This is a genomic window from Micromonospora sp. NBC_00858 (assembly GCF_045207365.1).
Taxonomy (GTDB): Bacteria; Actinomycetota; Actinomycetes; order Mycobacteriales; family Micromonosporaceae; genus Micromonospora.
On record NZ_CP108828.1, the window covers coordinates 1,374,717 to 1,400,514 of the forward strand.

The 25,798-nt window shown below is 69.5% G+C and carries 23 protein-coding genes; 16 read left to right on the plus strand and 7 right to left on the minus strand.

Going from position 1 to position 25,798, the window contains the following annotated elements:
• Positions 1-29: 29 nt before the first annotated feature.
• On the plus strand, positions 30-341 hold the full coding sequence (locus OG990_RS06545; RefSeq protein WP_406079379.1) for an NIPSNAP family protein: 312 nt from the start codon (positions 30-32) through the stop codon (positions 339-341).
• 568 nt (positions 342-909) lie between these two features.
• Entirely contained in the window at positions 910-1,788 is an 879-nt protein-coding gene (locus tag OG990_RS06550; RefSeq protein WP_355603919.1) for a CHRD domain-containing protein, read from the plus strand.
• A 266-nt stretch (positions 1,789-2,054) separates the two neighbouring features.
• On the opposite strand, the gene OG990_RS06555 is transcribed toward OG990_RS06550, so the two are convergent.
• Positions 2,055-2,717 (minus strand): TetR/AcrR family transcriptional regulator, encoded by a 663-nt coding sequence (locus tag OG990_RS06555; RefSeq protein WP_355603922.1) that lies wholly within the window; start codon positions 2,715-2,717, stop codon positions 2,055-2,057.
• 170 nt (positions 2,718-2,887) lie between these two features.
• On the opposite strand from OG990_RS06555, the gene OG990_RS06560 reads away from it, so the two are divergent.
• Entirely contained in the window at positions 2,888-5,050 is a 2,163-nt protein-coding gene (locus OG990_RS06560) for an ABC transporter permease (protein WP_406079380.1), read from the plus strand.
• A gap of 21 nt (positions 5,051-5,071) precedes the next feature.
• Here the strand turns inward: OG990_RS06560 and OG990_RS06565 are convergent, their stop codons facing one another.
• Positions 5,072-6,601: a pyridoxal phosphate-dependent decarboxylase family protein gene (locus OG990_RS06565; protein ID WP_406079381.1), complete on the minus strand. Its 1,530-nt coding sequence runs from the start codon at positions 6,599-6,601 to the stop codon at positions 5,072-5,074.
• A 61-nt stretch (positions 6,602-6,662) separates the two neighbouring features.
• Between OG990_RS06565 and OG990_RS06570 the strand changes: the two genes are divergently transcribed.
• Positions 6,663-6,851, plus strand: a complete 189-nt coding sequence (locus OG990_RS06570) for a ribonuclease (protein ID WP_355603931.1) — start codon at positions 6,663-6,665, stop codon at positions 6,849-6,851.
• Positions 6,852-6,932: 81 nt separating this feature from the next.
• On the opposite strand, the gene OG990_RS06575 is transcribed toward OG990_RS06570, so the two are convergent.
• A complete protein-coding gene (locus OG990_RS06575; protein ID WP_406079382.1) occupies positions 6,933-9,176 on the minus strand; it encodes a penicillin acylase family protein in 2,244 nt (747 codons plus the stop codon).
• Positions 9,177-9,461: 285 nt separating this feature from the next.
• Here OG990_RS06575 and OG990_RS06580 point away from each other — a divergent pair, with 285 nt between their 5' ends.
• Entirely contained in the window at positions 9,462-10,250 is a 789-nt protein-coding gene (locus tag OG990_RS06580) for an SGNH/GDSL hydrolase family protein (protein ID WP_328418037.1), read from the plus strand.
• A gap of 67 nt (positions 10,251-10,317) precedes the next feature.
• Here the strand turns inward: OG990_RS06580 and OG990_RS06585 are convergent, their stop codons facing one another.
• Complete coding sequence (locus OG990_RS06585; RefSeq protein WP_406079383.1) at positions 10,318-10,836, minus strand: TetR/AcrR family transcriptional regulator; 519 nt, start codon at positions 10,834-10,836, stop codon at positions 10,318-10,320.
• A gap of 27 nt (positions 10,837-10,863) precedes the next feature.
• Here OG990_RS06585 and OG990_RS06590 point away from each other — a divergent pair, with 27 nt between their 5' ends.
• On the plus strand, positions 10,864-11,415 hold the full coding sequence (locus OG990_RS06590; protein ID WP_406079384.1) for a hypothetical protein: 552 nt from the start codon (positions 10,864-10,866) through the stop codon (positions 11,413-11,415).
• Here OG990_RS06590 and tnpA read toward each other — a convergent pair.
• Complete coding sequence (gene tnpA, locus OG990_RS06595) at positions 11,369-11,785, minus strand: IS200/IS605 family transposase (protein ID WP_328418031.1); 417 nt, start codon at positions 11,783-11,785, stop codon at positions 11,369-11,371. The genes OG990_RS06590 and tnpA overlap by 47 nt on opposite strands.
• Positions 11,786-11,807: 22 nt before the next feature.
• Between tnpA and OG990_RS06600 the strand changes: the two genes are divergently transcribed.
• Positions 11,808-13,040, plus strand: a complete 1,233-nt coding sequence (locus OG990_RS06600; RefSeq protein ID WP_406079385.1) for an RNA-guided endonuclease InsQ/TnpB family protein — start codon at positions 11,808-11,810, stop codon at positions 13,038-13,040.
• Between the two features lie 38 nt (positions 13,041-13,078).
• Positions 13,079-13,585, plus strand: coding sequence for a hypothetical protein (locus OG990_RS06605; protein WP_406079386.1), 507 nt, complete (start codon positions 13,079-13,081; stop codon positions 13,583-13,585).
• Between the two features lie 60 nt (positions 13,586-13,645).
• On the opposite strand, the gene OG990_RS06610 is transcribed toward OG990_RS06605, so the two are convergent.
• Together OG990_RS06610 and OG990_RS06615 are read right to left on the minus strand one after the other, a co-directional pair.
• A complete protein-coding gene (locus OG990_RS06610) occupies positions 13,646-15,397 on the minus strand; it encodes an exo-alpha-sialidase (protein ID WP_406079387.1) in 1,752 nt (583 codons plus the stop codon).
• Positions 15,398-15,881: 484 nt separating this feature from the next.
• Entirely contained in the window at positions 15,882-16,547 is a 666-nt protein-coding gene (locus OG990_RS06615; RefSeq protein ID WP_406079388.1) for a FadR/GntR family transcriptional regulator, read from the minus strand.
• Between the two features lie 206 nt (positions 16,548-16,753).
• Between OG990_RS06615 and OG990_RS06620 the strand changes: the two genes are divergently transcribed.
• The 8 genes from OG990_RS06620 to OG990_RS06655 all read left to right on the plus strand — a co-directional run bounded on the left by OG990_RS06620 (position 16,754) and on the right by OG990_RS06655 (position 25,763).
• On the plus strand, positions 16,754-18,379 hold the full coding sequence (locus tag OG990_RS06620; protein WP_406079389.1) for an ABC transporter substrate-binding protein: 1,626 nt from the start codon (positions 16,754-16,756) through the stop codon (positions 18,377-18,379).
• Between the two features lie 53 nt (positions 18,380-18,432).
• A complete protein-coding gene (locus OG990_RS06625; protein WP_355603951.1) occupies positions 18,433-19,389 on the plus strand; it encodes an ABC transporter permease in 957 nt (318 codons plus the stop codon).
• Positions 19,389-21,347, plus strand: coding sequence for a dipeptide/oligopeptide/nickel ABC transporter permease/ATP-binding protein (locus tag OG990_RS06630; protein WP_406079390.1), 1,959 nt, complete (start codon positions 19,389-19,391; stop codon positions 21,345-21,347). Before OG990_RS06625 ends, OG990_RS06630 begins: the two co-directional genes overlap by 1 nt.
• Positions 21,344-22,420, plus strand: coding sequence for an oligopeptide/dipeptide ABC transporter ATP-binding protein (locus OG990_RS06635; protein ID WP_406079391.1), 1,077 nt, complete (start codon positions 21,344-21,346; stop codon positions 22,418-22,420). The genes OG990_RS06630 and OG990_RS06635 overlap by 4 nt, the downstream gene beginning before the upstream one ends.
• Positions 22,417-23,355: a dihydrodipicolinate synthase family protein gene (locus OG990_RS06640; RefSeq protein ID WP_406079392.1), complete on the plus strand. Its 939-nt coding sequence runs from the start codon at positions 22,417-22,419 to the stop codon at positions 23,353-23,355. Before OG990_RS06635 ends, OG990_RS06640 begins: the two co-directional genes overlap by 4 nt.
• A gap of 2 nt (positions 23,356-23,357) precedes the next feature.
• Positions 23,358-24,308: an ROK family protein gene (locus OG990_RS06645; RefSeq protein ID WP_406079393.1), complete on the plus strand. Its 951-nt coding sequence runs from the start codon at positions 23,358-23,360 to the stop codon at positions 24,306-24,308.
• Entirely contained in the window at positions 24,305-24,985 is a 681-nt protein-coding gene (locus OG990_RS06650; protein WP_406079394.1) for an N-acetylmannosamine-6-phosphate 2-epimerase, read from the plus strand. The genes OG990_RS06645 and OG990_RS06650 overlap by 4 nt, the downstream gene beginning before the upstream one ends.
• Before the next feature lie 187 nt (positions 24,986-25,172).
• The gene (locus OG990_RS06655; protein WP_406079395.1) at positions 25,173-25,763 is read left to right on the plus strand and encodes a dihydrofolate reductase family protein; all 591 of its coding nucleotides are present in this window, start codon (positions 25,173-25,175) and stop codon (positions 25,761-25,763) included.
• The last annotated feature ends 35 nt before the right edge of the window (positions 25,764-25,798 follow it).

Genomic DNA, 25,798 nt, shown 5'->3' on the forward strand with positions numbered 1-25,798 from the left:
CTCGGCCACCGCGCGCGTATGGTGAATGCGTGATCACCTGCGTGGTGCACTACACCATCGATCCCGCACAGATCGAAGCATTTGAGCGCTTCGCCCGGGAGTGGATGCGGTTGGTGGCCAAGCACGGTGGTGTGCACCACGGCTACTTCCTGCCGGCCGAGGGCGCGAGCGACCAGGCCGAAGCGTTGTTCAGCTTCGAGAGTCTGGCGGCCTACGAGCGTTACCGCGCACGGTTCGGCGATGACCCGGAGTTCGTCGCGGCTGATCGGATTCGCGACGAGTCGGGTTGTGTCATGCGCTACGAGCGGACCTTCATGCGTCCGCTCCTGCCGTCTGATTGAACGCGCCTTCGGCCGGAGCCGCGGGTCGGCGTGAGGGTCACCGCGCCGTGTCGGCGGCAGGCGAGGATCCCATGGACCCGCGCAGCCAGGGCCTGCCCCACGTACCCAACCTGATCGCCGCGGCGAGCCCGGGCGGGACGGGCGCCGTACGTCTTCGCGGCCGTCGGGCCGGATGAGCACGCCGGAGGGTACCGCCCGCACGGGTGCAGCCGGTCGGGCCCGCTGGTGATGGTCAACGCCAGATCGCCGACGTGGGGGCATCCTCGCGTCGGGATACGGCGACATCGCCGACACCGAGTCGATCAATCGAACCGCCCGGGCGGGCCGCACAGCACCCAGTCCGATCCACACCTCCCGAAGATCCCTGACGGTCGGATCAGGGAAGCTGGCTCATGTTTGCCGCGAACGTGGAACAATTTCACAAAGGGTGCCAATCGAACCGAGCGTGGGACGGTCTCGACGACAACGACCTCCGGCGCACGGCACCTTTGCCTGCCTGAGTCCGGTCACGAGTGGTTCGTCCGCCGGTGATCCCGCGGCTCAGGACTCCACGGAGAAGGGAGCAGCAATGATGGGACGTACCCGACTCTGGGCGGTCGCGATGGCGGCCAGCGCAGCGGTGGCGGTAACCGCCATCGGTACCGCCGCCTTGGGCGACGGCCGGGACGACTCGGGCGACAAGCGGGATTCACACGACTCCCGCGACTCGCGGGACTGGAGCGACTCGCGGGACCGTAAGGAGGTGAACGTCCGGGCCAAGCTCAGCGGCTTCGAGGAAGATCCAAAGCCGATCTCGACGCCCGGCTCCGGCCAGTTCGAAGCCACGATCGACGAGCGGGACAAGAAGATCGAGTTCAAGCTGAGCTACGAGGACCTGAAGGACGTCCAGCAGGCCCACATCCACTTCGGAGGGAGGCACCAGAGCGGCGGCATCGCCGTCTTCCTGTGCTCCAACCTGAAGGACGCGAAGGGCGGCGCGTCGCACGACGTCCAGTCCTGCCCCCAGGCCCCAGCCACCATCAAGGGGACCATCAAGCCCGATGACGTGGTCGGCCCCGCCGACCAGGGCATCGAGCCGGGCGAGTTCGACGAACTCGTCGACGCGATCGAGGCCGGCGTCACCTACGTGAACGTGCACACCAAGAAGTACCCGAACGGCGAAATCCGCGGCCAGATCAAGAGCGACGACAAGCGGGACCAGAACCGGAGCCGCGACAAGGACGAGGACCGGAACTCGTGGTGGAGCAGCGACGAGGACCGGGACTGGAACGAGTTCAAGAAGAACTGGGACCGGGACCACGAGGACCGGGACAAGGGCCACGACGACAAGGGCGACAAGGACCGGGACAAGGGCCACGACGACAAGGGCGACAAGGACCGGGACAAGGGCCACGACGACAAGGGCGACGAGAACCGGGACAAGGGCCACGACCACGGGGACGCTTGACCCAACGACGAGAAGTGACCTGTCGCCTCGCGACGGGGGGAACGCCCAACCCTTGACGGGTTGGGCGTTCCGCCATGCGTCGGCCCACCCGCCGCCACGTCGACCACTGCCGGCGACCTCAGCGGCAGCAGCTGCGTACAGCGGCACCAAGGCGGTCGGGGCCGGTCGAGCAGATCCGGTTCAGTCTGCACGGCGGCTGGCCCGTCGTCCGCTCCTGCCGTCTGGTTGAACGCGCCCTCGGCCGGAGCCGCGGGTCGACGCGGTGGTCACCCCGCGGTGTCGGCGGATGCGGGGTCCTCGGTGAGCGGGTTACTGCTTGTTGCCTGGGTGACGGGGGCGAGCAGCATGCCGGCGATGGCGTCGCAGAGGAAGTCGCCCACTGACGCCCAGCGGGCATCCTGACCGCTGCGTTCGGTGCGGGCCTCGACCTCGGCGGCGGCCGTGGAGACGATCATGGTGATCAGCCCTGCCCGGGCGGCCACGATGTCCGGATCCAGGTGCTCGAGGCGCGCTGCGAGTGACCGGACGATCATTCTCGCGGTGGGCACGGCGTCCGCGGCTTCGATCAGGAGTGGCCTGGTGGCCGGATCGTGCAGGGCCTGACCGAGGAACCGGGCGCGCCAGGTCGGCTGCGGTAGCCCGGCGAGCACCTTCATGGTCGGCATGACCAGGCTGCGGACGTCGCCGAGAACCGAGTCGGAGTGTTCGAACATCGCCCGGCGCGGTTCTTCCAGCGCGGCCGCATGGCGAAGGATCAGCGCGTGCAACAGCCCGTCCCGGCCCCCGAAGTAGTACCGCACCGCGGAATGGTTGGTGTTTCCGGCCGCCTCGGCCACCTTGCGGTCGGAGATCTGCGCGATGCCGGACCCGGCGAATAGGCGCTCCGCCGCGTCGAGCAGTGCGGTACGAGCCGGTTCTGCCTGGGTCATCGCAGCCCTCTCCTCCAGGTGGCGTGGCGGTGTGATCTACATCAAGGTAGCCGTTCCAAGACATTACAAGCCACGTGACTTACTCTTATAAGTCACGTGGCTTACGCGGGGCAAGCCTTCCGTTCCACGTGTGACGCAGACGCCTCCCGCAACCCGCCTGGAGTATCCCCTTGGACAGCTCGACCATTTCTGCTCCCGCCGCCGAGGCTGGCACCGGCCCGCCTGTCGAGGACCGCAAGACCCGGATCGCCCGGTATGTCGCTCTCTTCGTGATGCCGTTCCTCATGGTCACGATGATGTTCGCCACCTACGTGGCCACCATGCACTCCCCGCAGCCGCGCGACATGCCGGTTGCCGTGGTGGGATCGGGCGCGCAGGCTCAGGCAGTCGTCGACGGGCTGAACTCCGCGTCAGGCCAGGCCGTCGACGCACGCCTGGTCCCCTCCGGCAGTGATGCCGTCGAGCTGCTCGAAGAACGTGAGATCGCCGGGGCGATCGAGATCCCGGCCGCCGGTTCCCGCGAGGCGACCGTCTACACCGCGATGGCGGCTGGCGCCTCCCAGGCCACCACCGCCCAGCAACTACTTGCCCCGATCGCCGTGCAGCAGGACTGGACCACCACCACTCAGGACGTGGCCCCGCTGCCCGAGGGCGACCTGGCCGGCATCTCGGTGCTGTTCGCCGCCATGGGCATGATGCTGGCCGGGTACGTCCCCCTGAGCCTGCTGGTGATCGCCACCCCGCACCTGCTGTCGCTGCGGCGGTTCGTGCCGCTGCTGACCGGCTGGGCGGCGGCCACCAGCACGATCATCTGGCTCATCCTCGGGCCGATCGTCGGCGCAGTCGAAGGCCACTATCTGCAGTTCCTCGGCGTCGGGATGCTCACCGTCGGCGCTGTCGGCGCGGCCCAGCTGCTGTTCACCAAGCTGATGGGTCCGCTCGCCGTCCTGGTCGGCATGCTGCTGTACGTCGTGTTCGGCATGCCGTCGTCGAACCTGGCGCTGTCGATCGACGTGATGCCTGGCTTCTTCCAGTTCCTGCACGGCGTCCTTCCCCTGCCGGCCGCCGGGGAAGCGCTGCGCTCGCTGCTCTACTTCGACGGTCGCGGCGCAGGCGGGCACCTGTTGACGCTCGCCATCTGGCTGGTCGCGGGGCTGCTGCTGTCCCTGCTCAAGGAGCGCGTCAGCGGGAAGGCGATTCCGGGCGTGGCACCGGGCGTCCACCCCGGCACGCCGATGCCGGCGCTGGCCGGTGGTCCGAATCGACCGCTGTGGACGCGGTACCTGGCGGTGGCGGCCTTCCCGCTGTCGATCCTGGTGATGGTGGTCGGCCTGATGGGCTTCTCCATGCACAAGCCGCAGGTGCACAGCCTTCCCGTCATCGTGGTCAGCGCCAACGCGCAGCAGGCCGACCAGGTCGCCGCCGGACTCAGGTCGAACCTGGGCGACATCCTCGACGTCGGCGTGGCCACGTCGGTCGACGACGCCACCGACCGGATCCGCTCCCAGGACGTGGTCGCCGCCTACGTCCTGCCTGCGGCGCCCGACGCCGCGGCGACGCTCTACACCTCCTCAGCTGCCGGGGTCAGCCAGCAGAGCGCGGTGCAGGCGATGTTCCAGCAGATCTCCGCCCAGCAGCAGGCCCCGTTGACGACCACCGACGTGACGCCACTCACGGACACCGACACCATGGGCAGCAACAGCCTGTACGTCGGCATGTCGTGGATCATGGCCGGGTTCCTGATGCTGGCCGTACTGCGCGGCGGTGCGCCGGAGCTCAAGCGCCTGCGCCAGTTCCTGCCGCTGCTCGGCGGCTGGGCGATCGGCATGTCCGTGTGGCTGTGGGTGCTCTTCGACGTCATCATCGGCGCGGTCAACGGGCACGCCTGGGAGATGATCGGATTCGGCGCGGCGACCATCCTTGCCGTGTCCCTCGCCACCGCTGTCTTCACACGTACCCTCGGCCTGGCCGCCATCATCCCGGTGATGGTCGTGCTGATGCTGGCGGGCGTGCCGGCGTCCGGCGGCGGACTCTCGGTGTACATGGTGCCCGAGTTGTTCCGGCATCTGCAGGACATCCTGCCGCTGCCGGCCGCGGTCGACACCGCTCGATCCCTGATCTACTTCGACGGCAACGGGGTCGGCCGGAACCTGCTGGTCATCGCGATCTGGGGTGTGATCGGCCTTGCGCTGAACCTCGTGGTCGACCTCTGGCTGCGGCGCCGGGAAAAGTCGACGAAGGCGGCCCCTCCGGCTCACCTCGCGAAGGCACCCGACGTCGATGCTGACCGCCGCGACGTCCGCGATGAGCTGACGGGCACCGCCGCCATCTGACGGCCGCCACGCTGACGCGCGTTACGCCGCGTCCGTCGAGTCTTCAGGGGTCTTCTCGACCACCTGCTCGGCGGCGCGGCGTACGTCGTCGAGCAGGATCTCCATGTCGCGCCGCGTGGTGCGGTAGTTGAGCACGCAGCCGCGCAGCGCGAAGCGGCCGTTGACGGTGGCGTTCGACAGGTACGAGCTGCCGGCCTGCTGGACTGCCAGCATGATCCGTTCGTTGAGGCGGTCGAGTTGCTCCTCTTCGGTGCGCGACCGTGAACCGGCCCGTGCGTTCGACGGCAGGTAGCGGAAGCAGAAGATGGAGAGTTCGACCGGGGCGAGGAGCTCGAAGTCGGCGCTGCCCTCGACGAGTTCGGCCAGGTGCCGGGCACAGTCGAGGTTGCTCTCGATCGCGTCGCCGACAGCTCGCGAACCGGCGTGCGCCAGCGTCATCCAGACCTTGAGTGCCCGGAATCGTCGGGACAGATCGGGGCCGTAGTCCCAGAAGGCGAAGGCCTCGGCCGGTTCGGTCTGCGTGACCCGGGTGTAGTCGGCGTCCAGGCTGAAGGCGGGCCGCGCCGCCTCGGGGTCGCGGTAGATGAGACAGCCGCAGTCCGCGGGCAGGTAGAGCCACTTGTGCGGGTCGAGGGCGATCGAGTCGGCCTCGGACAGGCCGTCGAAGAGCGGACGGGCCGTGGGGGAGAGCCGCGCGAAGCCGCCATAGCAGGCATCGACGTGCATCCACAGCCCGTACTCCCGCGCGACCGCTGCGATGTCGGCGAGCGGGTCGACCGCGCCGGTGACGACGGTGCCGGCGTTCGCCACCACGCAGAGCGGTTCCGCCCCGGCGGCACGGTCCTCCTCGATGGCGCGGACGAGGGCGTCGACGTCCATCCGGAAACGGGCGTCCACCGGGATGTCGCGGACGTTCGCCCGCCCGATGCCGAGCAGCGCGGCGGCCTTGTGGATCGAGTGGTGGGTCTCGGTGGAGGCGTAGACGCGCAGCGGCGCCGGGTGGGCGGCCGCACCGTGGGTGGCGACCGTGTCACCGCAGTGGCGGTGCCGGGCGGCGGCGAGCGCGGTGAAGTTCGCCATCGAACCGCCGCTCATGAACAGGCCTCCGGCACCGGGGTCGCAGCCGAGTGCCTCCTTGATCCAGTCGATGGCCACATGCTCCAGTTCGGCGGGAGCCGGTGCCGACCGCCACGCGGTGAGGTTGGCATTCAGCGCCGACGCGAGGAAGTCGGCCACCGAGGCGACGGCGGTGCCCGGCGCCGAGACGTACCCGAAGAAGCGGGGATGCCCGTTGTGCCGGGTGCCGGGCACAACCACCTCACGGAAGACCCTGAGCAGGTCGGCGAAGTCACGGCCCTCGACGGGCAGGGGCTCGGCGAGCGTCTCCTTCAGCGCGGCGGCGGAGGTGCGCGGGGCGATGGGCAGGTCACGGATCGAGTCGTGGTGGGCGGTGACCCAGTCGACGGATCGGGCCACCATGTCCCGGATCTGCTCCGTGGAGGGGTCCAGGGCCGAGTCGACGCCGCGCCGATCGGGTGGAATCGAGGTCATGGCCCGGAGGATAGTCTGGATCTTGCCGTTTGCTGCTGTGGGTGCAGGGTAACTGGGCGTTGTGACCACACCTGAGCAGAGCCGGCGGCAGCAGGAGGATGCACTCGAAAGCGGCGAGGTGTATCAGGACGCCGAAGGACGCCGAACCAGAGACCCGGGCGCCGGGGCGGCGCACGCCAACAGCGAAGCCGACCGCAACGCCGAGCACCTGAGGCGTGGCGAGGTCGGGCCGGGCATCCCGGAGGAGTAGGCAGCCGGCGCCGAGGCGTGCCCGACCGGATGGCCGGCCTGGGCACGCGACGGCGTCGACGACCTGACTGTGGGCGAGTGATCACCTACCCGGCCGGTAGCTTCGCTCGACATGGCCCCTGAGGTCCTCCGGATAGAAGTAGACGGGCCGGAGGTTGCCGCTCGCGTAGCGTTCGACCTGGTCGTTGAAGTGCGGCGAGTCCGGGTGGCCGCTCGCGCCCCCCGCCGTCACGGCCCAGGCGCGCAGCCTCGGGCCGAACTCCACGACCGCCACGAAGCTGTTGCCGCTGGTGCCGTAGTAGCGCTTCGTTCCCGGGTAGCGCCTCGCCCCGAAGGAGGCGAGCGAGCCCCACTGCGCGGAGGTGAAGGGCACCGGCCTGCTCGGCTTGGCGTCGTCGAACGTCTGGACGATCGCGCCGTCGTTGCGCTGGAAGCGGTTGATCTCGCCCCAGGGCACCTGCCAGTTGCCGAAATCCTGCGTCAGCCGCTGCGTCGCCGCTTCGAGCGCGGTGAGTCGCTGCGCATCGGTGGCGCGCTCGGCCAGGTAGTCCCACATCGACATGCCCGCGTCTCTCGCCGCCTGGGCCAGCGGCGCCCAGAGCGCCTCGCCCCAGAACACGGCCAGCGACGTCGCGGTCGATTGCGCGCTCCAGCGGTAGTCCCAGCCGCGTAGCAGGTCGATCGGGTCGGCGAGCGCCGCCTTCTGCTGGTTGCCCCCGGGCAGCCTGTCCCATGCCGCGATCAGCCCGGGCACGAGTCGGGCGAAGGCGGTGAGGTAGGTGTCGAAGGCGGCAGCGATGAGCGTCTGCGGGGTGAAGTCGTCGCGCGCGGTGAGCACCCGGATCGCCTGCGGTCCACGGGGGTTCTCGCCGGCCTGGTCGAAGTAGCGCGGATAGTCGGCGGCGTCCGGGCTGTCCGGGCCGGCCGCGGTCCAGGGCCAGTTGTTGGCGTTGAACGCCCAGCCGTTCCTCGGGTTCACCGCCTGCGGGAGGCTTCGGAGGCTGTGCAGTCCGCGCCAGTCCGTCGCCGGGTCGCTGCCGTCGACGGGCTTGCGGTAGTCGAAGCGATCGTCGCGGCGCGGCATGAACTGCGGCACCAGGAAGGCGATCTCACCCTTGGAGTCCGCGAAGAGCGTGTTGTTCGAGCTGTTGGCCTTGAGGCCCGCCACCTGGATGAAGTCCGCGAAGTCCCGCGTCTTGGTGCGCAGGAAGCTCTGCTGCAGCGCCTCGACCGGCTTGTTCATCAGCGCGAACGCGATCCACCTGCCGTCCGCCTCCCGGACGATCGGGCCGTGGTGGGTGGCGAAGGTCGTGAAGCTACGCCGAGCCCGCCCGCCATCCGTCGTGCGATACGACAGCGTGATCGTCTTCGTCGTCACCGGCCGCAGCGCGTTGCCGTAGCGGTAGGAGTGTCGGCCGTCCGCCCGGGTCACGATCGTCTCGGCGAACTCGTCGACGTTGTCGACGCCGCTCGACGTGTGCATCCAGCCGGTGTTCGGGTTGAAGCCCTGGTAGATGAAGAACTGGCCCCAGGTGGCCGCGCCATAGGCGTTGAGCCCCTCCCGGCTCGTCACGTGCTGCTCGGAGCGGAAGAAGAAGCTGGTGTGCGGGTTGATCAGCAGCAGGGCGTGACCGTTGCGCGTGTGGCTCGGAGCGATCGCCATGCCGTTCGAGCCGCTGGGCTCGCGGAACAGCAGACCGCGCTCGTCATCGGTCATCGGCACCGTGCGCTTGCTGTAGAAAGCTTCGAGTTGGGTGAGCGGCACCCGCTCGATGTCACCGCCGATGCTGCCCTCGGAGAAGCTCAGCGGCATCCACGGCTCGAACCGCGTGAGCACACGTGGCTGCACCTCGGGGTGTGTCGCTAGGTAGTAGTTCAGCCCGTCGGCCCAGGCCTGCATCAGCTTGCGCAGCCAGGACGGGCTCTGCGCGTAGTCCCTCTTCAGCGCTCCGGGGTCGACGTACAGCCGCTGGCGCAGGTCCTGCCAGATCGCACCCTCACCCTCGGCCTCGGCGAGGCGGCCAAGGCTCACCAGGTAGTTCCTCTCGATCCGGTTGAAGTCGTCCTCGGCCTGGGCGTACATCATTCCGAAGACCGCGTCGGCGTCGGTCCTGCCGACCACGTGCGGGATACCCCAGTCATCGCGGGTGATGGTCACGTGCGCCGCCTGCCGGTGCCAGCGGGCGACGTCGGGCGCGGTCCGCGGGGGAGCGGCGGCGGCGCCGGACGGCAGCCCCGCCGCGACGACCGCGGCGCCCGCTGCCAGTCCGGCTGCTCCGCCCAGTACGCGGCGTCGGCTCAACCTTTCGTTTTGCGGGTGGTTCATGAGGTGGTCCACCTTCCTCGGGGGTCAACGGATCCTGCCGGAGTGCCGATCGGAGCGGTGGCGGGCGCGCCCGATGGGCGCCTCGCAGGGGTGGCCGAGCCGTTCTGGACGACCGGTTCCGCGGGAGTTGCCCGCGACTGTCCACATTGGACCCCTGCGCCCACCGGCGGAAATTGCCGCTACCACGGAACTTGCCGGAAGGATCTTTCCAGCATCAATATTAGGTGATATCAATCTCCCACCGATCCTCCTACACCACCGGAGTGCAACGTGCGGAGATCCCGTTTGGCAACCCTCGTCCTGAGCCTGGTCACGGCTCTGGGCGCCACCCTCGCCCTGGCAGCGCCCGCCCAGGCCGCTCCCAGCGACCACTACGTCGCCCTCGGCGACTCCTACTCCTCCGGGGTCGGTGCCGGCAGCTACACCGCCGAGAGCGGTTCCTGCCAGCGCAGCACCAAGGCGTATCCGGCGCTGTACGCCACCAATGTGCAGCCTGCGTCGTACCGCTCGGTCGCCTGCTCGGGCGCCACCACCACCAGCGTGATCAACACGCAGCTTGGCGCGCTCAGCGCCGCCACGACCCTGGTCAGCGTCACGGTCGGCGGCAACGACGTCGGCTTCGCCAACATCATGACCACCTGCGTGCTCTACGGCACCACCGACTGCGTGGCCGCCGTGCAGGCTGCCGAAGACAAGGCCCGGGCCGACCTGCCCACCCTGCTGCGCAACGTCTACACCGGAATCCGGAACCGAGCGCCCTCGGCCCGGGTGGTGGTCGTCGGCTACCCGGTCTTCTACCAGCTGGGCACGACGTGTGTCGGGCTCAGTGTCACCTCGCGTACGAAGATCAACGAGGGCATCAACCTGGTGGACGACATCATCCGCACTGCCGCCGCAGCCGCCGGGTTCACCTTCGCCGACGTCCGGTCGCAGTTCGTCGGGCACCAGCTGTGCAGCGGCGGCACGAAGTGGTTGCACGCGCTCAACTTCGCCAGCATCGGGATCTCCTACCACCCGACCGCAGCCGGTCAGTCCGGCGGCTACTACCCGGTCTTCCGCTCCAAGGCCGGCTGAGTCCGGATACGCGGTCGGCCAGCAGCGGTATCACCCCGACCAGCCTCCGCGCGGCCGCCGCGCACGTTCAGTGGCGGCCGCGCACGAGCGGTAGGAACACCTCGTCCACGATCTCGACCAGCACCTCGTCGGGCACGGAGGGGATGCCGCGCATCGCGTACTCGGCGCGCAGCAGCATCATCGGCGTCGTCGCCACCCGGTGGTGCACGGCCGCGGCCGGTGCCTCGCCCCGGGCTGCGGCGCGCTCCAGCATCGCCAGCCAGGCGCGGTCCATGGTGTCCGCGCCGGACCGCTCCCGCATGAGGGTGAGCAGCTCGGGGTCGTCGGCGGCGGCGGCGAGCAACCCGCGCAGGATCGTCCCGTACGGCGACGACCACGTCTCGTTCGCCCGCCGCAGCATCTCCAGCGCGTCGCCCCGCAGAGTGCCTGTGTCCGGGTTCGGTAGCACGGCGTCGGACAGGTGGCGGTACGCCGCGATGCCCAGCGCCGCCCGGTGCGGCCACCGGCGGTAGATGGCGTTCTTGTTGGTCCCGGCCCGGGCGGCGACCCGGTCCATGGTCATCCCCGCGTAGCCGGACTCACTCACGCCCACGAGCCATTCGACCCCGAGATCGTGCGGCGCGACCTGCGCGTCATCCGCGACGAGCTGCACTGCGACGCGGTGCGCATCACCGGCGGGGTCCAGGACCGGCTCGAGCTGACCGCGAGGTTCGCCGTCGAGGCCGGGCTCGAGGTGTGGTACAGCCCGTTCACCGACGGCCTCGACCGCGACGGGCTCATGGCGTTCGTGCTCGACGGCGCGGAGCGGGCCGAGCGGCTGCGGCAGATCGGGGCGTCGGTCGTGTACCTCACCGGCTCCGAGATCGCCATGGTCACCGACGGCTTCCTGCCCGGCCGCGACCTGGCCGAGCGCATGGCGCTGTTCACCGAACTGATGCGGATAAGGGAGGCGGTCCCGGCCGCGCGCGCCGCGGTGCGCGACTTCCTCGCCGAGGCGGTGCCCACGGTGCGGGAGCGGTTCGCAGGGCCCGTCGGCTACCGGGTTGCGGGCCAGTGCTCCGCCCTTCAGGGCGGGGGTGGAGACCCGCGCTGGGAGGGCGCTAAGCCCGAGCAGTGCTCTAAACCGGACGGTTCTGCTGCTCGATGTACTGACGTACGACACTGAGAGGTGCCCCGCCGAGAGAGCCTGCGAAGTACGATCCCGACCAGAGCTTGTTGGCCCGGTAGTAGTGCCGCCGCAGGTCGGGAAACTCCTGCCGCATCCGTCGGCTGGACACGCCCTTGAGGGAGTTGACCAGCTTCGCCAGGGCGACTTTGGGTGGAAAGTTCACGAGCAGGTGGACGTGGTTGTTCTCGCCGTTGAATTCGACCAACTCAGTCTCGAAGTTGGCGCACACCGTCCGCACGATCTCCTCCATCCGGGCGAGGTGCCGGTCCGCGAACACTTCGTGCCGGAACTTAGTCACGAAGACCAAATGAGCGTGCAGAGCGAAAACACAGTGTCTGCCAGTGCGAATGCCTTCGATCTGAGCCATAAACCAATCGTACGTTTTGCCTGTGCTGCTCCGTTACGACTACCGCGTCTACCCGACGCCGAGTCAGCAGCATTCGCTGGCTCGGGCGTTCGGGTGCGCGCGGGTAGTGTTCAACGACGGACTGCGCGCGCGGCAGGAAGCCCGCGACGCCGGACGGCGGTACGCCACCGACGCGGAACTGTCCAGGCAGGTCATCACCCTGGCCAAAGCCACACCCGAACGGGCGTGGCTGGCCGAGGTGTCGTCGGTGGTGCTGCAGCAGGCCCTCGCCGACCTGAACACCGCCTACCGCAACTTCTTCGCCTCGGTCACCGGCAAACGCAAAGGTCGGAAGGTCGCTCCGCCGCGGTTCCGGTCCCGCAAGGACAACCGGCAGGCCATCCGGTTCACCAGGAACAGCCGGTTCAAGGTCTGCGCCAATGGCCGGCTGCGGTTGCCGAAGGTCGGTGACCTAAGCGTGCGCTGGTCGCGGGGTTTGCCGGCCGAGCCTACCTCGGTCACGGTGATCCGGGACGCCGCGGGCCGGTACTTCGCCTCGTTCGTCGTGCAGGCCACCGATGAACCACTGCCGCCCGCGGACTCCGAGGTCGGCATCGACCTCGGGTTGACCCACTTCGCCGTCCTTTCCGACGGCACGAAGGTCGCCGCACCGAAGTTCCTGCGCCGCGCGGCCCGCAAGCTCAAGCGGTCGCAGCAGGACCTGTCCCGCAAGCAGCGAGGCAGTCAGAACCGCAAGAAAGCCGTCGTGACAGTCGCCAGGGCACACGCCCGGGTGGCCGACACCCGGCGGGACTGGCAGCACAAACTGTCCACGACGATCATCCGCGACAACCAAGCGGTATACGTCGAGGACCTGTGCGTGACCGGACTCGGCCGAACCAGACTCGCGAAGTCCGTCCACGATGCCGGCTGGGCATCGTTCACGGGAATGTTGGAGTACAAGGCCGTACGGTACGGGCGGACCTTCGCCCGGGTGGACCGGTTCTTCCCGAGCACGAAGATGTGCGCGAACTGCGCCCGGATCAACAACAAGATGACGCTCAATGTCCGATCGTGGACCTGCCCATGCGGCAGCACCCACGACCGGGACGTCAACGCGGCCATCAACATACTCGCGGCGGGACGCGCCGAGAGCCTAAACGCCTGTGGAGCGCAGGTAAGACCGGCACCCGTGCCGGCACCGCGCCGCGAAGCAGGAATCCACCCGGACGCAGCGTGTTCCACGCGCAGCGTGGAGGGAATCTCCGTCCTTTAGGGCCGAGAGATCGTCAAGCCTCGATCCCGCTGGAGGCCGTGAACTGGGCGCCGTTCGACATCATCGCCAGCGACGCCGGGTACCGCGACGCGACCAACGCCGCGGCGGTCCCGCAGACCCTGGCGGCCGCGGTGGGGCAGGGCAAGCCGTACGCCGCCACCGAGTTCGGCTGCTGCACGTTCCGCGGCGCGGCCGACGTCGCGGGCGGGGCGGAGCCGGTGACGTACGACGAGTACGGCCGCGCCGCGAAGCTCACCACGGGGCTGGAGCGCGACGAGGAGGGCCAGGCCCGCTACGTCGTGGACCTGTTGCGCGACTACGAGGCCGGCGGGGTGGAGGCGGCGTTCGTGTACACGTTCGCGAACCGGCACCTGCCGACCACCGACGACCCGGAGCGCGACTTCGACCTGGCCGCGCGCGGGATCGTGCGGGTGCTGCCGGACGGCTCGTGGACGCCGAAGGCCGCCTTCCACGCCCTTGCCGCGTACGGCCGCTCGCGTCTGCAGAGCCGGTCGGCCGCTCAGGGCCGGTCGGCCACCCGGTGACACCAGGACGTGGTCTTCGCTGACACTGCCGGCGAAGACCACGCCGAGAATTCACAACTCTCAGGCCCCCTTGACCCAGTCGAGGCTGAAGCGGGCGAAGTAGATGCCGCCGGTGTTGCCGACCTCGTACAGGTTGCCGATCTGTCCGTTGGCCAGCACGGCCATCGTGGAGTAGCCCGCGCCGCCCGGTTTGATCAGCGCCCGGGCCGGCCAGCTGACGCCGTCGTCGGTGGACAGCCGGACGGTGAGGTCATTGCGCGCGGTCGGGTGGGCGTTGTTGCTGAACAGAGCGGTGCGGGTGCGGATCGGCGCACCGTTCGTGCCCACCTCCGACGGGCGCAGGTAGGACAGTTCGTCGGCGTTGCACAGCGGATCGGTCAGCACGGCACTGGCCGTGGCCGGGCCGAACGTTGCGCCTCCGTTGGTGGACGTCGCGTAGAACCGGCTGCGGGTGCCGTTGTGGCGCATGTTCTGCACGACGGTCCCGGTGTTGCGCTCGATTGCCTTGCTCTCGTTGATGGTCCCACCGGCGGACCCACCGCGTCGCCACGTCACACCGTGATCGTCGCTGTAGATGTTGGCGGCATGGCTGGTGCCCGCCGCGTCCCGGTACGCGATCGGCTGGACCAGGCGGCCGGTGCTGGTGTGGATGCCGTGGCCGGAGGAGAAGAACACCTGCTGCCACGCCGGGTCCTTGACCGCCGGGTTCAGCTCCACGGCGGCGCTCCAGGTGGCGCCGTTGTCCCTGCTCGTGATGTACCGCAGGTGCATGCTGTTGGGGTCATCCGCCGTGTTGACCCCGGAGGAGCCCGACCAGAAGCTGATGCCGGGCCTGGGGGAGTAGGTGAAGAAGCAGTAGACGGTGCCGGTCGCGCGGTCCACCAGCACGCTGGGATCGCCCACCCCCTCGCGGGTGGTGGCGGGGGCGTGGATGACGCGTGGCTGCTCGAAGGTGCGGCCGCCGTCGGTGCTGCGGATCATGGCGATCTGGATGTTGTTGGTGCCGCCGCCCAGGTCGTACGAGCCGTCGACCCGCGCGTCGGCGACGGCGACGACGGTGCCGTTGTTGGTGACGGCCATGCCCGGGATGCGGACCGAGGCCGCGGTGCCGTCGTAGCGACCGTTGGCACCGTTGAGGTTGCGGATGACGGTCTGCGTGGTCAGCAGCGTGGTCGTGTTCATCTGCGGGGTTCCGGCGGCCATGCCGCACGTGGCGGTGCCTCGCTGTGTGCTGTCGAAGCCCGGAGCGGTGACCCGCAGGCTGTACGGGGTGCCGGCGTCGACCGTCCAGTAGTGCAGGAAGTTGCCGCCGGCGGCGACCGTGCGGGTCCACGGTGAGCCGGTGCGTCCGGGCCAGGTGACGGTGAAGTCCCGGGCGGTCGTGGCGCGGTTTTCCAGCGTGAGCTGAAGGCGACTGGCCGTGCAGTCGAAGCTGGTGAACGCGGACATGCCGGTGCCGCAGTGGAATATGCCGGCGGAGGTGTCGTCCAGCCCGGTCGGGGTGGTCGTTCGCAGCGTGTACGCCGTGCCGGCCGTCAGGGTCCAGTACATCTGCGTGCTGCTGTTGGCGGGGACCGTCCTGGTCCACGGCGAGCCGGAGCGCCCGGCCCAGGTGACGGTGAAGGCCTGTGACGTGGTGCTGCGGTTGTCGAGCAGCAGGTTCAGTCGGCCGGTGGTGCAGTCGGCGCTGACTGTCGCGTTCACTCCGGCGGGAGCGGCCTGCGCTGGCGTGGCGGGCAGAACCGCGGCCAGGCCGAGGACGGCGGCCACGACGGCTACCGCTCGGCGCAGTGTTGCGCGGATAGGAGGCATGGAGTTCCTTCCGGGGGACGGGGTGCGGAACGAGGGGTCGAGTCACTCATATGACATCGGATGTCAGACGACGGTAGGGGCCACCGCGAGGATCGTCAATAGATGAGCATGAACATGCGCGGTCGTGGTCACGCGCACGGTCATCCGCTCGACGAACGCCATGAGGACGGCTCTGCCGCCCCGCCGGTGAGGCCGGCAGCTGGCCGGCCTGCCACTGCTGGCCGCTGTGGACCGACTGGCTCCGCAACGGAGCCGCGCACCGGATTCGGCACGGCCGTCCAGCTCACACCACGCGCAGGCGGAGGCGCCGAATCGGGATGGCCGCCAAGCCGGGAACGCGGTGGAATGGCTCACCCTGAGCTCAGGACCGGCTGCTTCTGGCGGCGTCGGCCACCGCTGGCGATGGGTGCGCAGTCACGCCGTCCGCCGTCCGACGGCTAGGGGCGGCGGACGGCAGGGCGATGCTGCTCGGCGATCGGTTGGCTCAGGACTGGACGGAGCGTGCGAGGCTCGCGCGGACGGGCGCGTAGTGGTCGGCGATGGCGGACCGCAAGACCGCCGGATCGCCTCCGGTGATCGCGTCGACGATCGCCCGGTGCCGCTGTACGGTGATCACCCGGTCTTCCGGCTGGGTGCGCAGGGTAGGGGCGACGATGGCCTGTACCTGCCAGAACGCCTCGGTCAGTTGGAGGATCAGGTCGTTGCCCAGGGGCTCCATCAGCTTCAGGTGGAAGGCCCTGTCGACCTCGAGGAAGTCCTTGTCCTGGGCGGCGAGATCCGCCATCTGGTCGGCGAGCGCGGAGAGGTCTGCGAGGTGTTCCGCGTCGAGGACCTTGATGATGTCCGCGGCGAGGCCCTGCTCAAGGGTCTGCCGGACATCCACGACCTGGCCCAGCACCTGGTGGTCTTCCTCGGCGCTCAGCAGGCCGCGGAAAGCCAGACTTTCGACGAGGGCGTTGAGGGACATGTGGCCGACGAACGTGCCGTGGCCGTGTCGCACTTCGACGATGTCGAGAGTGGAGAGGATCTTGACCGCCTCGCGGACGCTGGACCGGCTGGCTCCGATGGCCTCGCACAGTTCCGTCTCGGTGGGGAGGAGGTCTCCCGGCTTGAGGCGATTGCGCAGGATGTACTCCTTGATCCCTGTCACGACCTCCTGTCGACGGGGACCCGGGCGCTCCTGCCCGCGTAGCGGGCTCGCGTCAATCGTCGTCATCTGCCCCTTGCCCTTCCTTTACGGATCTGTCACGCTCAGCCTAGCGGCATCAGACGTCAGACGTCAGACCCCATACCCTCTACCCCCCGCAGCGCTGAGCTGTCACGCGGAGCGCATGCAGAGCCTATGGAGGCATTTACGTGAGCACCACCGACAAGCCGTTGAGGAGGCAACTCGGGGCCCCGCGCCGAGTTCGCTCGCTAGCCATGGCGGCTGGCGCGGCAACCTTGGCGCTAGGGCTGGCAGCGTGCAGCGGTGGCCCCGCCTCGACGAACGCCGTCGGAGGCGGCAAGGGCGGAAAGACGATCGAGGCGACGCTGGCTTTCACCCTCTCCAGCGGCTTCGACCCCGCGAACGCCTCCTCGGCGGTCGCGACGGCGGTCAACCAGCACATTTTCGAAGGTCTCGTCGACCTCGACCCGATCACCCGCGAACCGTACCTGGCTCTCGCGAAGGCCGATCCCGTGGCCAGCGCCGACGGACTCACGTACACGGTGTCCCTGCGGGACGGCGCGAAGTTCTCCGACGGCACCCCCGTCACGGGCGACGACGTCGCCTGGTCCTTCAGCCGGGTCCTGAAGCCGGCCGACCCCGCAGCGCCGCCCCTGATGCAGGGGTTCATCCCGTTCATCGACTCGGTCACCGCCAAGGACGCGACGACGGCCGAGTTCAAGCTGAAGTACCCGTTCGCGCTGTTCGCCGAGCGCATCGCGGTCATCAAGATCGTCCCGAAGGCGAAGACGGCCGACGCGGCCGCGTCGAAGGCCTTCGACACCGCGCCGATCGGCTCCGGCCCCTTCAAGATGGACAGCGCCTCGAAGGAATCCGGCATCAAGCTGAGCAAGAACCCGAACTACAACGGCTCCCGTGGCGCCACGGTGGACGCGATGACGTGGAACACCACCACGGAGGCCTCGGCCCGGGTGTCGGACCTGCAGGGTGGTCGGGTCCAGACCATCGAGTCGGTGCCGTACCTGAACGTCGACTCGATCAAGGAAAAGTACACCGTCGACGTGAAGCAGGCCTTCAACCAGGTCTTCCTCATGTTCAACACGGCGGCGGCCCCGTTCAACGACAAGCGGGTACGCCAGGCCCTGCACTACGCCATCGACAAGGACGCGGTCATCAAGACGGCGCTCAACGGCTACGGCAGCCCGGCGACGAGCTACCTCGACGAGGGCAACAAGGACTACCAGAAGGCCGCCACGGTCTACGACTACAACCCCGACAAGGCCAAGGCCCTGCTCCAGGAGGCCGGCGTCACGAACCTGACGCTCCAGCTCGACACCACGGACAGCTCCGTCGTGAAGGACGTCGCGCCGCTGGTCATCGAGCAGTGGAAGAAGATCGGCGTCAACGCCAGCCTCAACACGGTGCCCTCCGCGGCCATCTACGGCGATGTGGTTCCGAAGGACACCTTCCGGGTGCTGATGGTAACCGGTGACCCCAGCGTCTTCGGCGTCGACACCGATCTGCTGATGCGCTGGTTCTACTCCGGTGAGACCTGGCCGGGGAAGCGTTACCGCTGGAACGAGGCGGACCGCAAGGCCATGGTCGGGCTGCTCGACAAGGCTGCCCAGACCACCGACGAGGCGGCCCGGAAGACCCTGTGGAAGCAGGCCCTCGACATGGCGGCCGAGGAGGCCCCGCTCTACCCGATCCTGCACACCAAGGTCGTCACCGCGTACGACCCCGCCAAGCTCACCGGCTTCTCGGGCGCCGCGACCACCGGCCTGTACTTCCTCGGCGCCAGCCGAAGCGGCTGACCCTGCGCTCTGGGGCCCGGCCCGACCGCGTCCCGCGACGAGAAAGAGAAACCATGCTGACCGTCCTGAGCCTGGTCGCGCGACGACTCCTGACCCTGATCCCCCTGGTGCTGGGCATCACGCTGTTCGTCTTCGTGATCATGCAGTTCTCGCCGATCGACCCCGCGCTGTCGGTCCTCGGCGACCAGGCGACGCCCGCGCAGGTCGCGGCGTTCAAGGCCGCCAACGGCCTCAACGACCCGCTGCCGCTGCGGTATCTCCACTTCCTGGGCGACCTGATCCGAGGCGACCTGGGCATGACCTTTCCGCCATCGGTTCCGGTCGCCGACAAGATCGCCACCGCCCTGCCCCTGACGATCCAGCTGACGGTCATGGGTGTGCTGGGCGCGCTGGTCATCGCGCTCGCCCTCGGCATCCCCGCCGCGCTGTACCGGGACCGCTGGCCCGACCAGGTCATTCGGTTCGTCTCCATGGCCGGGATCGCCACGCCGTCGTTCTGGCTGGCGCTCCTGCTCATCCAGGAGCTCGCGGTCCGGCGCCCGATCTTCCCGACCGGTGGCTACGTCAACCCCGCGGACTCGGTTTCCCTCTGGCTGCAGTCCGTCGCCCTGCCCGCACTCGCGCTGGCCGTACCTGTCGGGTGCTCGCTCGCCAGAATCGTGCGGACGTCGATGGTCGAAGAACTCGACAAGGACTACGTCCGGACGGCGATGGGTGCCGGACTGCCGCCCCGAGTGGTGATCGGACGCAACGTGCTGCGTAACGCGCTCGTCAATCCGCTCACCGCGCTGGGCCTGCGCATCGGCTACCTCATCGGAGGCACGGTCGTGATCGAGGCCATCTTCTCGCTGCCGGGCATGGGCACCCAGATCATGAGCGCGGTGCAGCAGAACGACACCGCCCTCGCCCAGGGGACCGTCCTCACGATCGCCCTCGGTTTCGTCCTCGTGAATCTGGTTGTCGACATCCTCTACGTCTTCGCCAACCCTCGACTGCGCGGAGGCCACTGATGCGTCAGACACTCGTCGCCCGGCTGTCCCGCCCCGGCGTCGCCTTCAAACGGCTCGGCCTCACTGCCCGGCTCGCGCTCGGTTTCGTCCTGCTCATCGTCCTGGTGGGCATCTTCGCCCCGATCCTCGTCCGGCATGACCCCACCCAGACCGGGCTCGGCCCGGCGCTGACCGGCCCGAATGGCGACTTCTGGTTCGGTCTGGACAAGCTCGGGCGGGATGTCTTCTCGCGGCTGGTGGCGGGCACCCGGCGGTCCCTGATCGTCGGCTTCGGCGCGGCAGGCCTCGCCCTGCTGGCCGGCTCGATCCTCGGCGCCCTGGCCGGAACCGGCCGGGCCGCCGTCGACGAGGTGGTGATGCGCTGCCTCGACGTCGTCATGGCCTTCCCCGCCATCGTGCTCTCCGCCCTGCTGATCATCTCCTTCGGCAAGAACAGCCTGCTGGTCCTCGTGATCGCGATCGGCTTCGTCTTCACCCCGTCGGTCGCGCGCATCGTCCGCGCCAACGTGCTGTCGCAGTATCGCGAGGACTATGTGGCGGCTGAACGGATCATCGGCGCCCGTCGACCGCACATCCTCTGGCGACACGTCCTGCGCAACTGCGCCGCGCCCATTCTGGTCTTCGTCACCGTCATGGTCGCCGACTCCATCGTCTTCGAGGCGTCTCTCTCCTTCATCGGTGGTGGGCTGGCCCCGCAGGAGGCGGCCTCCTCCTGGGGCTCGGTGATCGCCTTCGGTAAGGAGATGGTGCAGATCGGTGGATGGTGGGCGACGTTCTTCCCCGGCCTGCTGATCCTGCTGACCGTGCTGGCCCTGAACGTGCTCTCCGAAGGGGTGTCCGACGCCTGGGCAGCCCCGGCGGCACGGCGCGCCACCAACGTGTCGACCGGCGACGCGCTGGAGCAGGCGCAGCCGGGCGTCGGCGAGGTCGTGAGTCTGCCCGGTCTCACGGTGGCGGCGCAGCGGCTCCGCGAGCGGGCCCGTCCCCTCCCGCAGGGCCAGCCCGTCCTTGAGATCAAGAACCTGTCGATCGGTTTCGAGGGGCGCCATCAGGGCGTCGACATCGTCGACGGACTTTCCTTCGACGTCCGTCCCGGCGAGGTCGTCGGCCTGGTGGGGGAGTCGGGCTCGGGCAAGTCCCTGACGGCCCTCGCCGTCATGGGGCTGCTGCCGCAGGGGGCCAGGGTGCGCGGGGAGGTCGCGTTCCAGGGCACCAACCTGCTGTCCCTGAACGCGAAGCGGCGCCGTGCCCTGATGGGGCGCGAGATCGCGATGGTCTACCAGGACGCCCTCTCGGCTCTGAACCCCGCACTGCGCATCGGGACACAACTGGCGCAGATGATCCGGCGCGGTGGCACCCGGTCGGCCGACGAACTGATGCGGCTGGTGGGTCTGGACCCGCAGCGCACGCTCGCGGCCTACCCCCACGAGCTGTCCGGCGGGCAGCGGCAACGAGTGGTGATCGCGATGGCCCTGTCCCGGGATCCGCGCCTCATCATCGCCGACGAGCCGACCACCGCGCTCGACGTCACGATCCAGGCGCAGGTGATGGAGCTGCTGCTGCGACTGCGGGAGCAGTTGGGCTTCGCCCTGATCCTGGTCAGCCACGATCTCGCTCTGGTCAGTGACGTCTCGGACCGCGTCGTCGTCATGTACGGCGGGCAGATCGTCGAGACCGGCGTCACCGCCGACGTGATCGAGGCGCCGGCGCACCACTACGCCCGTGGGCTCCTCGGATCCGTCCTCTCCCTCGAGACCGGCGCGGAGCGGCTCACCCAGATCCGCGGGGTCGTGCCGTCGCCGGCCGACTTCCCACCGGGATGTCGGTTCGCCGATCGCTGCCCCATGGCCACCCAGGTCTGTCGCGACACGGCACCCCGCCTGGAGGGCACTGCCGCCCATGGGTACGCCTGCCACCACCCGGCCGTACCCGTCAGCGAGAAGGAGCTGGCCCGATGAGCGCGACAGCCCCGCGAGAGCCGATCGCCGAGCTGCGCGACGTGCACGTGGTTCACCGCACCCGTGGGGGTGGCATGTTCAACCGTGAGCGGGTGTACGCGCTCACCGGTGCGGACCTGACCATCAGCGCGGGGGAGACCGTCGGCATCGTCGGTGAGTCCGGCTGCGGTAAGTCCACTCTGGCCAAGGTGCTGGTCGGGCTCCAGCGGCCGACGAGCGGCACGGTCTCCTTCGCCGGCAAGGACGTGTGGTCGATGAGCGCCGCGGAACGGCGCCAGCACATCGGCGCCGGCGTCGGCATGATCTTCCAGGACCCCGCCACGTCGCTGAACCGCCGAATGGCGGTACGCGACATCCTGCGCGACCCGCTCGACGTGCACCGCCGAGGCACCAGGGAACAGCGAGAGGAGCGGGTCGCCGAGCTGATGACCCTGGTGGGCCTGCCCCGCTCGGTCGCCGACGTCCTGCCGAGCCAGCTCTCCGGAGGTCAACGCCAGCGGGTGTCCATCGCCCGCGCGCTGGCGCTGGAACCGGGACTGGTCATCGCTGACGAGCCCACCAGCGCCCTCGACGTCTCGGTGCGGGCCCAGATCCTCAATCTGCTGCTGGACCTCAAGGACCGGCTCGGTCTGGCCATGGTCCTGGTCTCCCACGACATCCAGACCGTCAAGAGGATCAGTGACCGCGTCGTCACGATGTACCTCGGCCGGATCGTGGAGCAGGCGCCGGCCGCCCTGCTGCCCGAGGGGGCTCAGCATCCGTACACCCGTGCGCTCTTCTCCGCCACACCGGGTCTGCTCTCGCCCATCGACCCCATCCCACTGGTCGGCCCTGTCCCATCCGCCACCCGACCGCCCAGCGGATGCCCGTTCCGGACCCGCTGCTGGAACGCCACCGACGTGTGCGCCACCGAGATGCCAACGGTCCAGGGCGCGAACGCCGACGGCGGCGACTTCCACGAGTTCCGGTGCTACCACCCCGTTCCTGCCGGAACCAGCAACGCCGAGCTGGTCGAACTCGCCAGCGCGGTGACGGGTCGCAGCACCCCCCTACATGTCGAGGAGACAGCGTGAGCACCTCAGCCCCGCGGTTCGCCGGAGTCGTTCCGCCGACCGTCACCCCCCTGACCGAGGAGGGCGAGGTCGACGTCAGATCCCTCGAACGGCTCGTCGAGCGGCTGCTCGGCGCCGGCGTCGACGGCATCTTCGCGCTCGGCAGCTCGGGCGAGACCGTCTTCCTCACCGACCGGCAACGGGACCAGGCTCTCGAGACCGTCGTGAAGACCGTCGGAGGTGCCGTACCCGTCATCGCCGGCTGCATCGAGCCGACCACCCGCCGGGTCCTCGACCGGGCTGAGGCGTCGACGCGGCTGGGAGCTGACGCGCTGGTCGCGACCGCCCCGTTCTACGCCATCGTCGGCCCCCACGAGATCGAGCGGCACTTCCGGTCGATCGCCGCGGCGGCGGAGCTGCCCCTGCTCGCGTACGACATTCCGGTCTGCGTGCACACCAAGCTCTCCACCGACCTGCTGACCCGTCTGGCGGCGGAAGGGGTCCTCGCCGGTGTCAAGGACTCCAGCGGAGACGATGTCGCCTTCCGCCAGCTGGTGCTGTCGATCGCGGACCAGGCGCCGGACACCGGCTTCAGTCTGCTGACCGGGCACGAGGTGGTCGTCGACGCGATGATGCTGGCCGGCGCCTCCGGCTCAGTCCCCGGGCTGGGCAACGTGGACCCGGCCGGCTACGTGCGACTCCACCAGGCCAGCATCGGCGGCGACTGGGAGGCCGCCCGCCGTCAGCAGGACCGCCTGACTCGACTGTTCCGCATCGTCGACGCGGCCGACCCCGCCACGTCGGCAGGAGCGACCAGGGGTGTCGGCGCGTTCAAGACCGCGCTGGCACTGCTCGGTGTCATCGCCACCAACGCGGTGTCACTTCCCATGCGACCGCTCGACGCGGACGAGACGGCCCGCGTGCGTACCCAGCTGGAACTGGCGGGGCTCCTCTGACCATGACCGAGGCAAGCAAGCCCAGCGCGGTCTCCGTCGAGGCGGTCGCCGCGCTCGACATCGGGGGCACCAAGACGGCGGCCGCCATCGTGACCAGGCAGGGGAAGGTCGTCGACCTTGTCACTGCCGCGACCCCGGGCAGGGCGGGGGCGTCCGCCGTACTCGACACCGCCGCCGGCCTTGTCGGCCAACTGATGGCGAGGTCGGCGGGCACGGCCGTCCGGGCTCTCGGGGTCGGCAGCGCCGGGGTGATCGACAGCCGGACGGGCCGGGTGCTCTCGGCCACCGATGTCCTGACCGGCTGGGCCGGCACGGATCTGCGGGGCACCCTGCACCAGCGGCTGGGGCTGCCCGTCACGGTCATCAACGACGTGCACGCGCACGCCCTCGGTGAGGCGCGCCACGGCATCGCGGCCGGGTGCGAAACGGTGCTCTTCATCGCCGTCGGCACCGGCATCGGCGCCTCGTTCGTCGTCGGCGGCACCGCGCTCGCCGGCGCGCACTCCGCGGCCGGCCACGCCGGTCACCAGTCCTCGCCGTACGCCGGGTCACTGCGCTGCACCTGCGGTGGACAGGGCCACCTGGAGGCGATCGCGTCCGGGCCCGGCCTCGCCACCGAGTACGCGCGGCGTACCGGTCAGTCGGTCGACGACCTGCGGTCCGTGGCCGCACTCGCCGAAGACGGCGACGAGACGGCCAGAGAGATCATCCTGCTGGGCGGGGCCGCTGTCGGCTCGGCCGTCGGCGGGCTGGTCAACATGCTCGACCCCGACGCGGTCGTGGTCGGCGGCGGTGTCACCGGCCTGGGCGAGCTCTGGTGGCAGGCACTTCGTGACGGGGTGAAGCGGGAGACGTTGCCCAGCTTGGACGACGTGCCTGTCCTGGCCTCGGCCCTCGGTTCGCACGCCCCACTTCTCGGTGCCGCCTCGCTGGCCTGGGAGGCCCTGGCATGAACACACTGATCGCGCAGCTCCGCCACCGGCTGGTCGTCTCGTGCCAGGCGTATCCCGGTGAGCCGATGCGCGACCCGGACACCATGCGCCGGGTCGCCCTCGCCGCCGTCCAGGGCGGAGCCGCGGGCATCCGCGCCCAGGGCCTGGCGGACATCGCGGCCATCCGGGACGCGGTCGACCTCCCGCTGATCGGGCTGTGGAAGGACGGGGACGACGACGTCTTCATCACTCCCACGCTCTACCACGCGCTGGCCGTCGCCCGGGCCGGTGCGCACATCGTCGCGCTCGACGGCACCGCGAGACCACGGCCCGACGGCCGGTCCCTCACCGAGACCGTCGCCGCCGTGCACGAGCAGACCGGAGCCATGGTGATGGCCGACTGCTCCACCCTTGACGAGGGAATCGCCGCCGCCGCGGCGGGCGCCGACCTGGTGGGCACCACCCTGGCCGGCTACACGTCGTACACCAGCAAGCAGCCCGGCCCGGCCCTGGATCTGGTCGCCCAGCTCGTCACCGCGATCGACGTGCCGGTGATCGCGGAGGGCCGGATCCACACACCGGCGCAGGCGGCGCAGGCGTTGCGGGCCGGCGCGTGGGCGGTGGTGGTGGGCACTGCGATCACCCACCCCACCACCATCACCGGCTGGTTCGCGTCAGCGATGGCCGACGCCAGGTAGGGCGCGAGGCACGACCTGCTGCGCTGCCAGGCGCGGGGGGAAGGCTTGCCAGGCGTCGGATCCGTCGAAGCGACGCAACAGTTGCGGGCAAGGTGGCTTTTCCCGGTGTTGTCGATCCGGGGGCGGGTCGTTCGTGTAGCTGGTGAGAGGCCGGCGACGGGCCGGCCGCTTACGCGAGGAGAGCATCATGGGCAAGGTCGTCGTGGTCCAGAACGTGACGCTCGACGGGGTCATGCAGGCGCCGGGCGGGGCCGACGAGGACACGCGGGGAGGCTTCCCGTATGGCGGCTGGGCCCGCCCGTATGCCGACCAGGTCATGGCCGAGACGATGGGTAAGGGCATGAGCGAGGGTGGCGGGATGCTCTTCGGCCGCCGCACCTACGAGCAGTTCTACGGCTTCTGGTCGAAGCAGACCGACGGTAACCCGTACACCGAGGTCCTCAACCGGAGGCGCAAGTACGTCGCCTCGCGCGCTCTGGCCGAGCCGCTGCCCTGGGAGAACTCGTCCCTGCTCGAAGGCGACGCGGCCGACGCCGTGGCCACGCTCAAGCGCGACGTCGAGGGCGACCTGATCGTGCTCGGCAGCGGCGAGTTGGTGCGGTCGCTGGCCCGAGCCGGCCTGGTCGACGTCTACACGCTGTCGATCCACCCACTCACGCTCGGCACCGGGATGAAGCTGTTCGCCGAGGGTGAGGACGCGTACGGCACGTTGGAACTGGTCGAGGCTGTACCGACGACAACCGACGTGATCATCGCTACCTACCGCCCCACCGCCTGACGGTCATCGTTGGTGTGCTCTGGAGGCGACCCGTT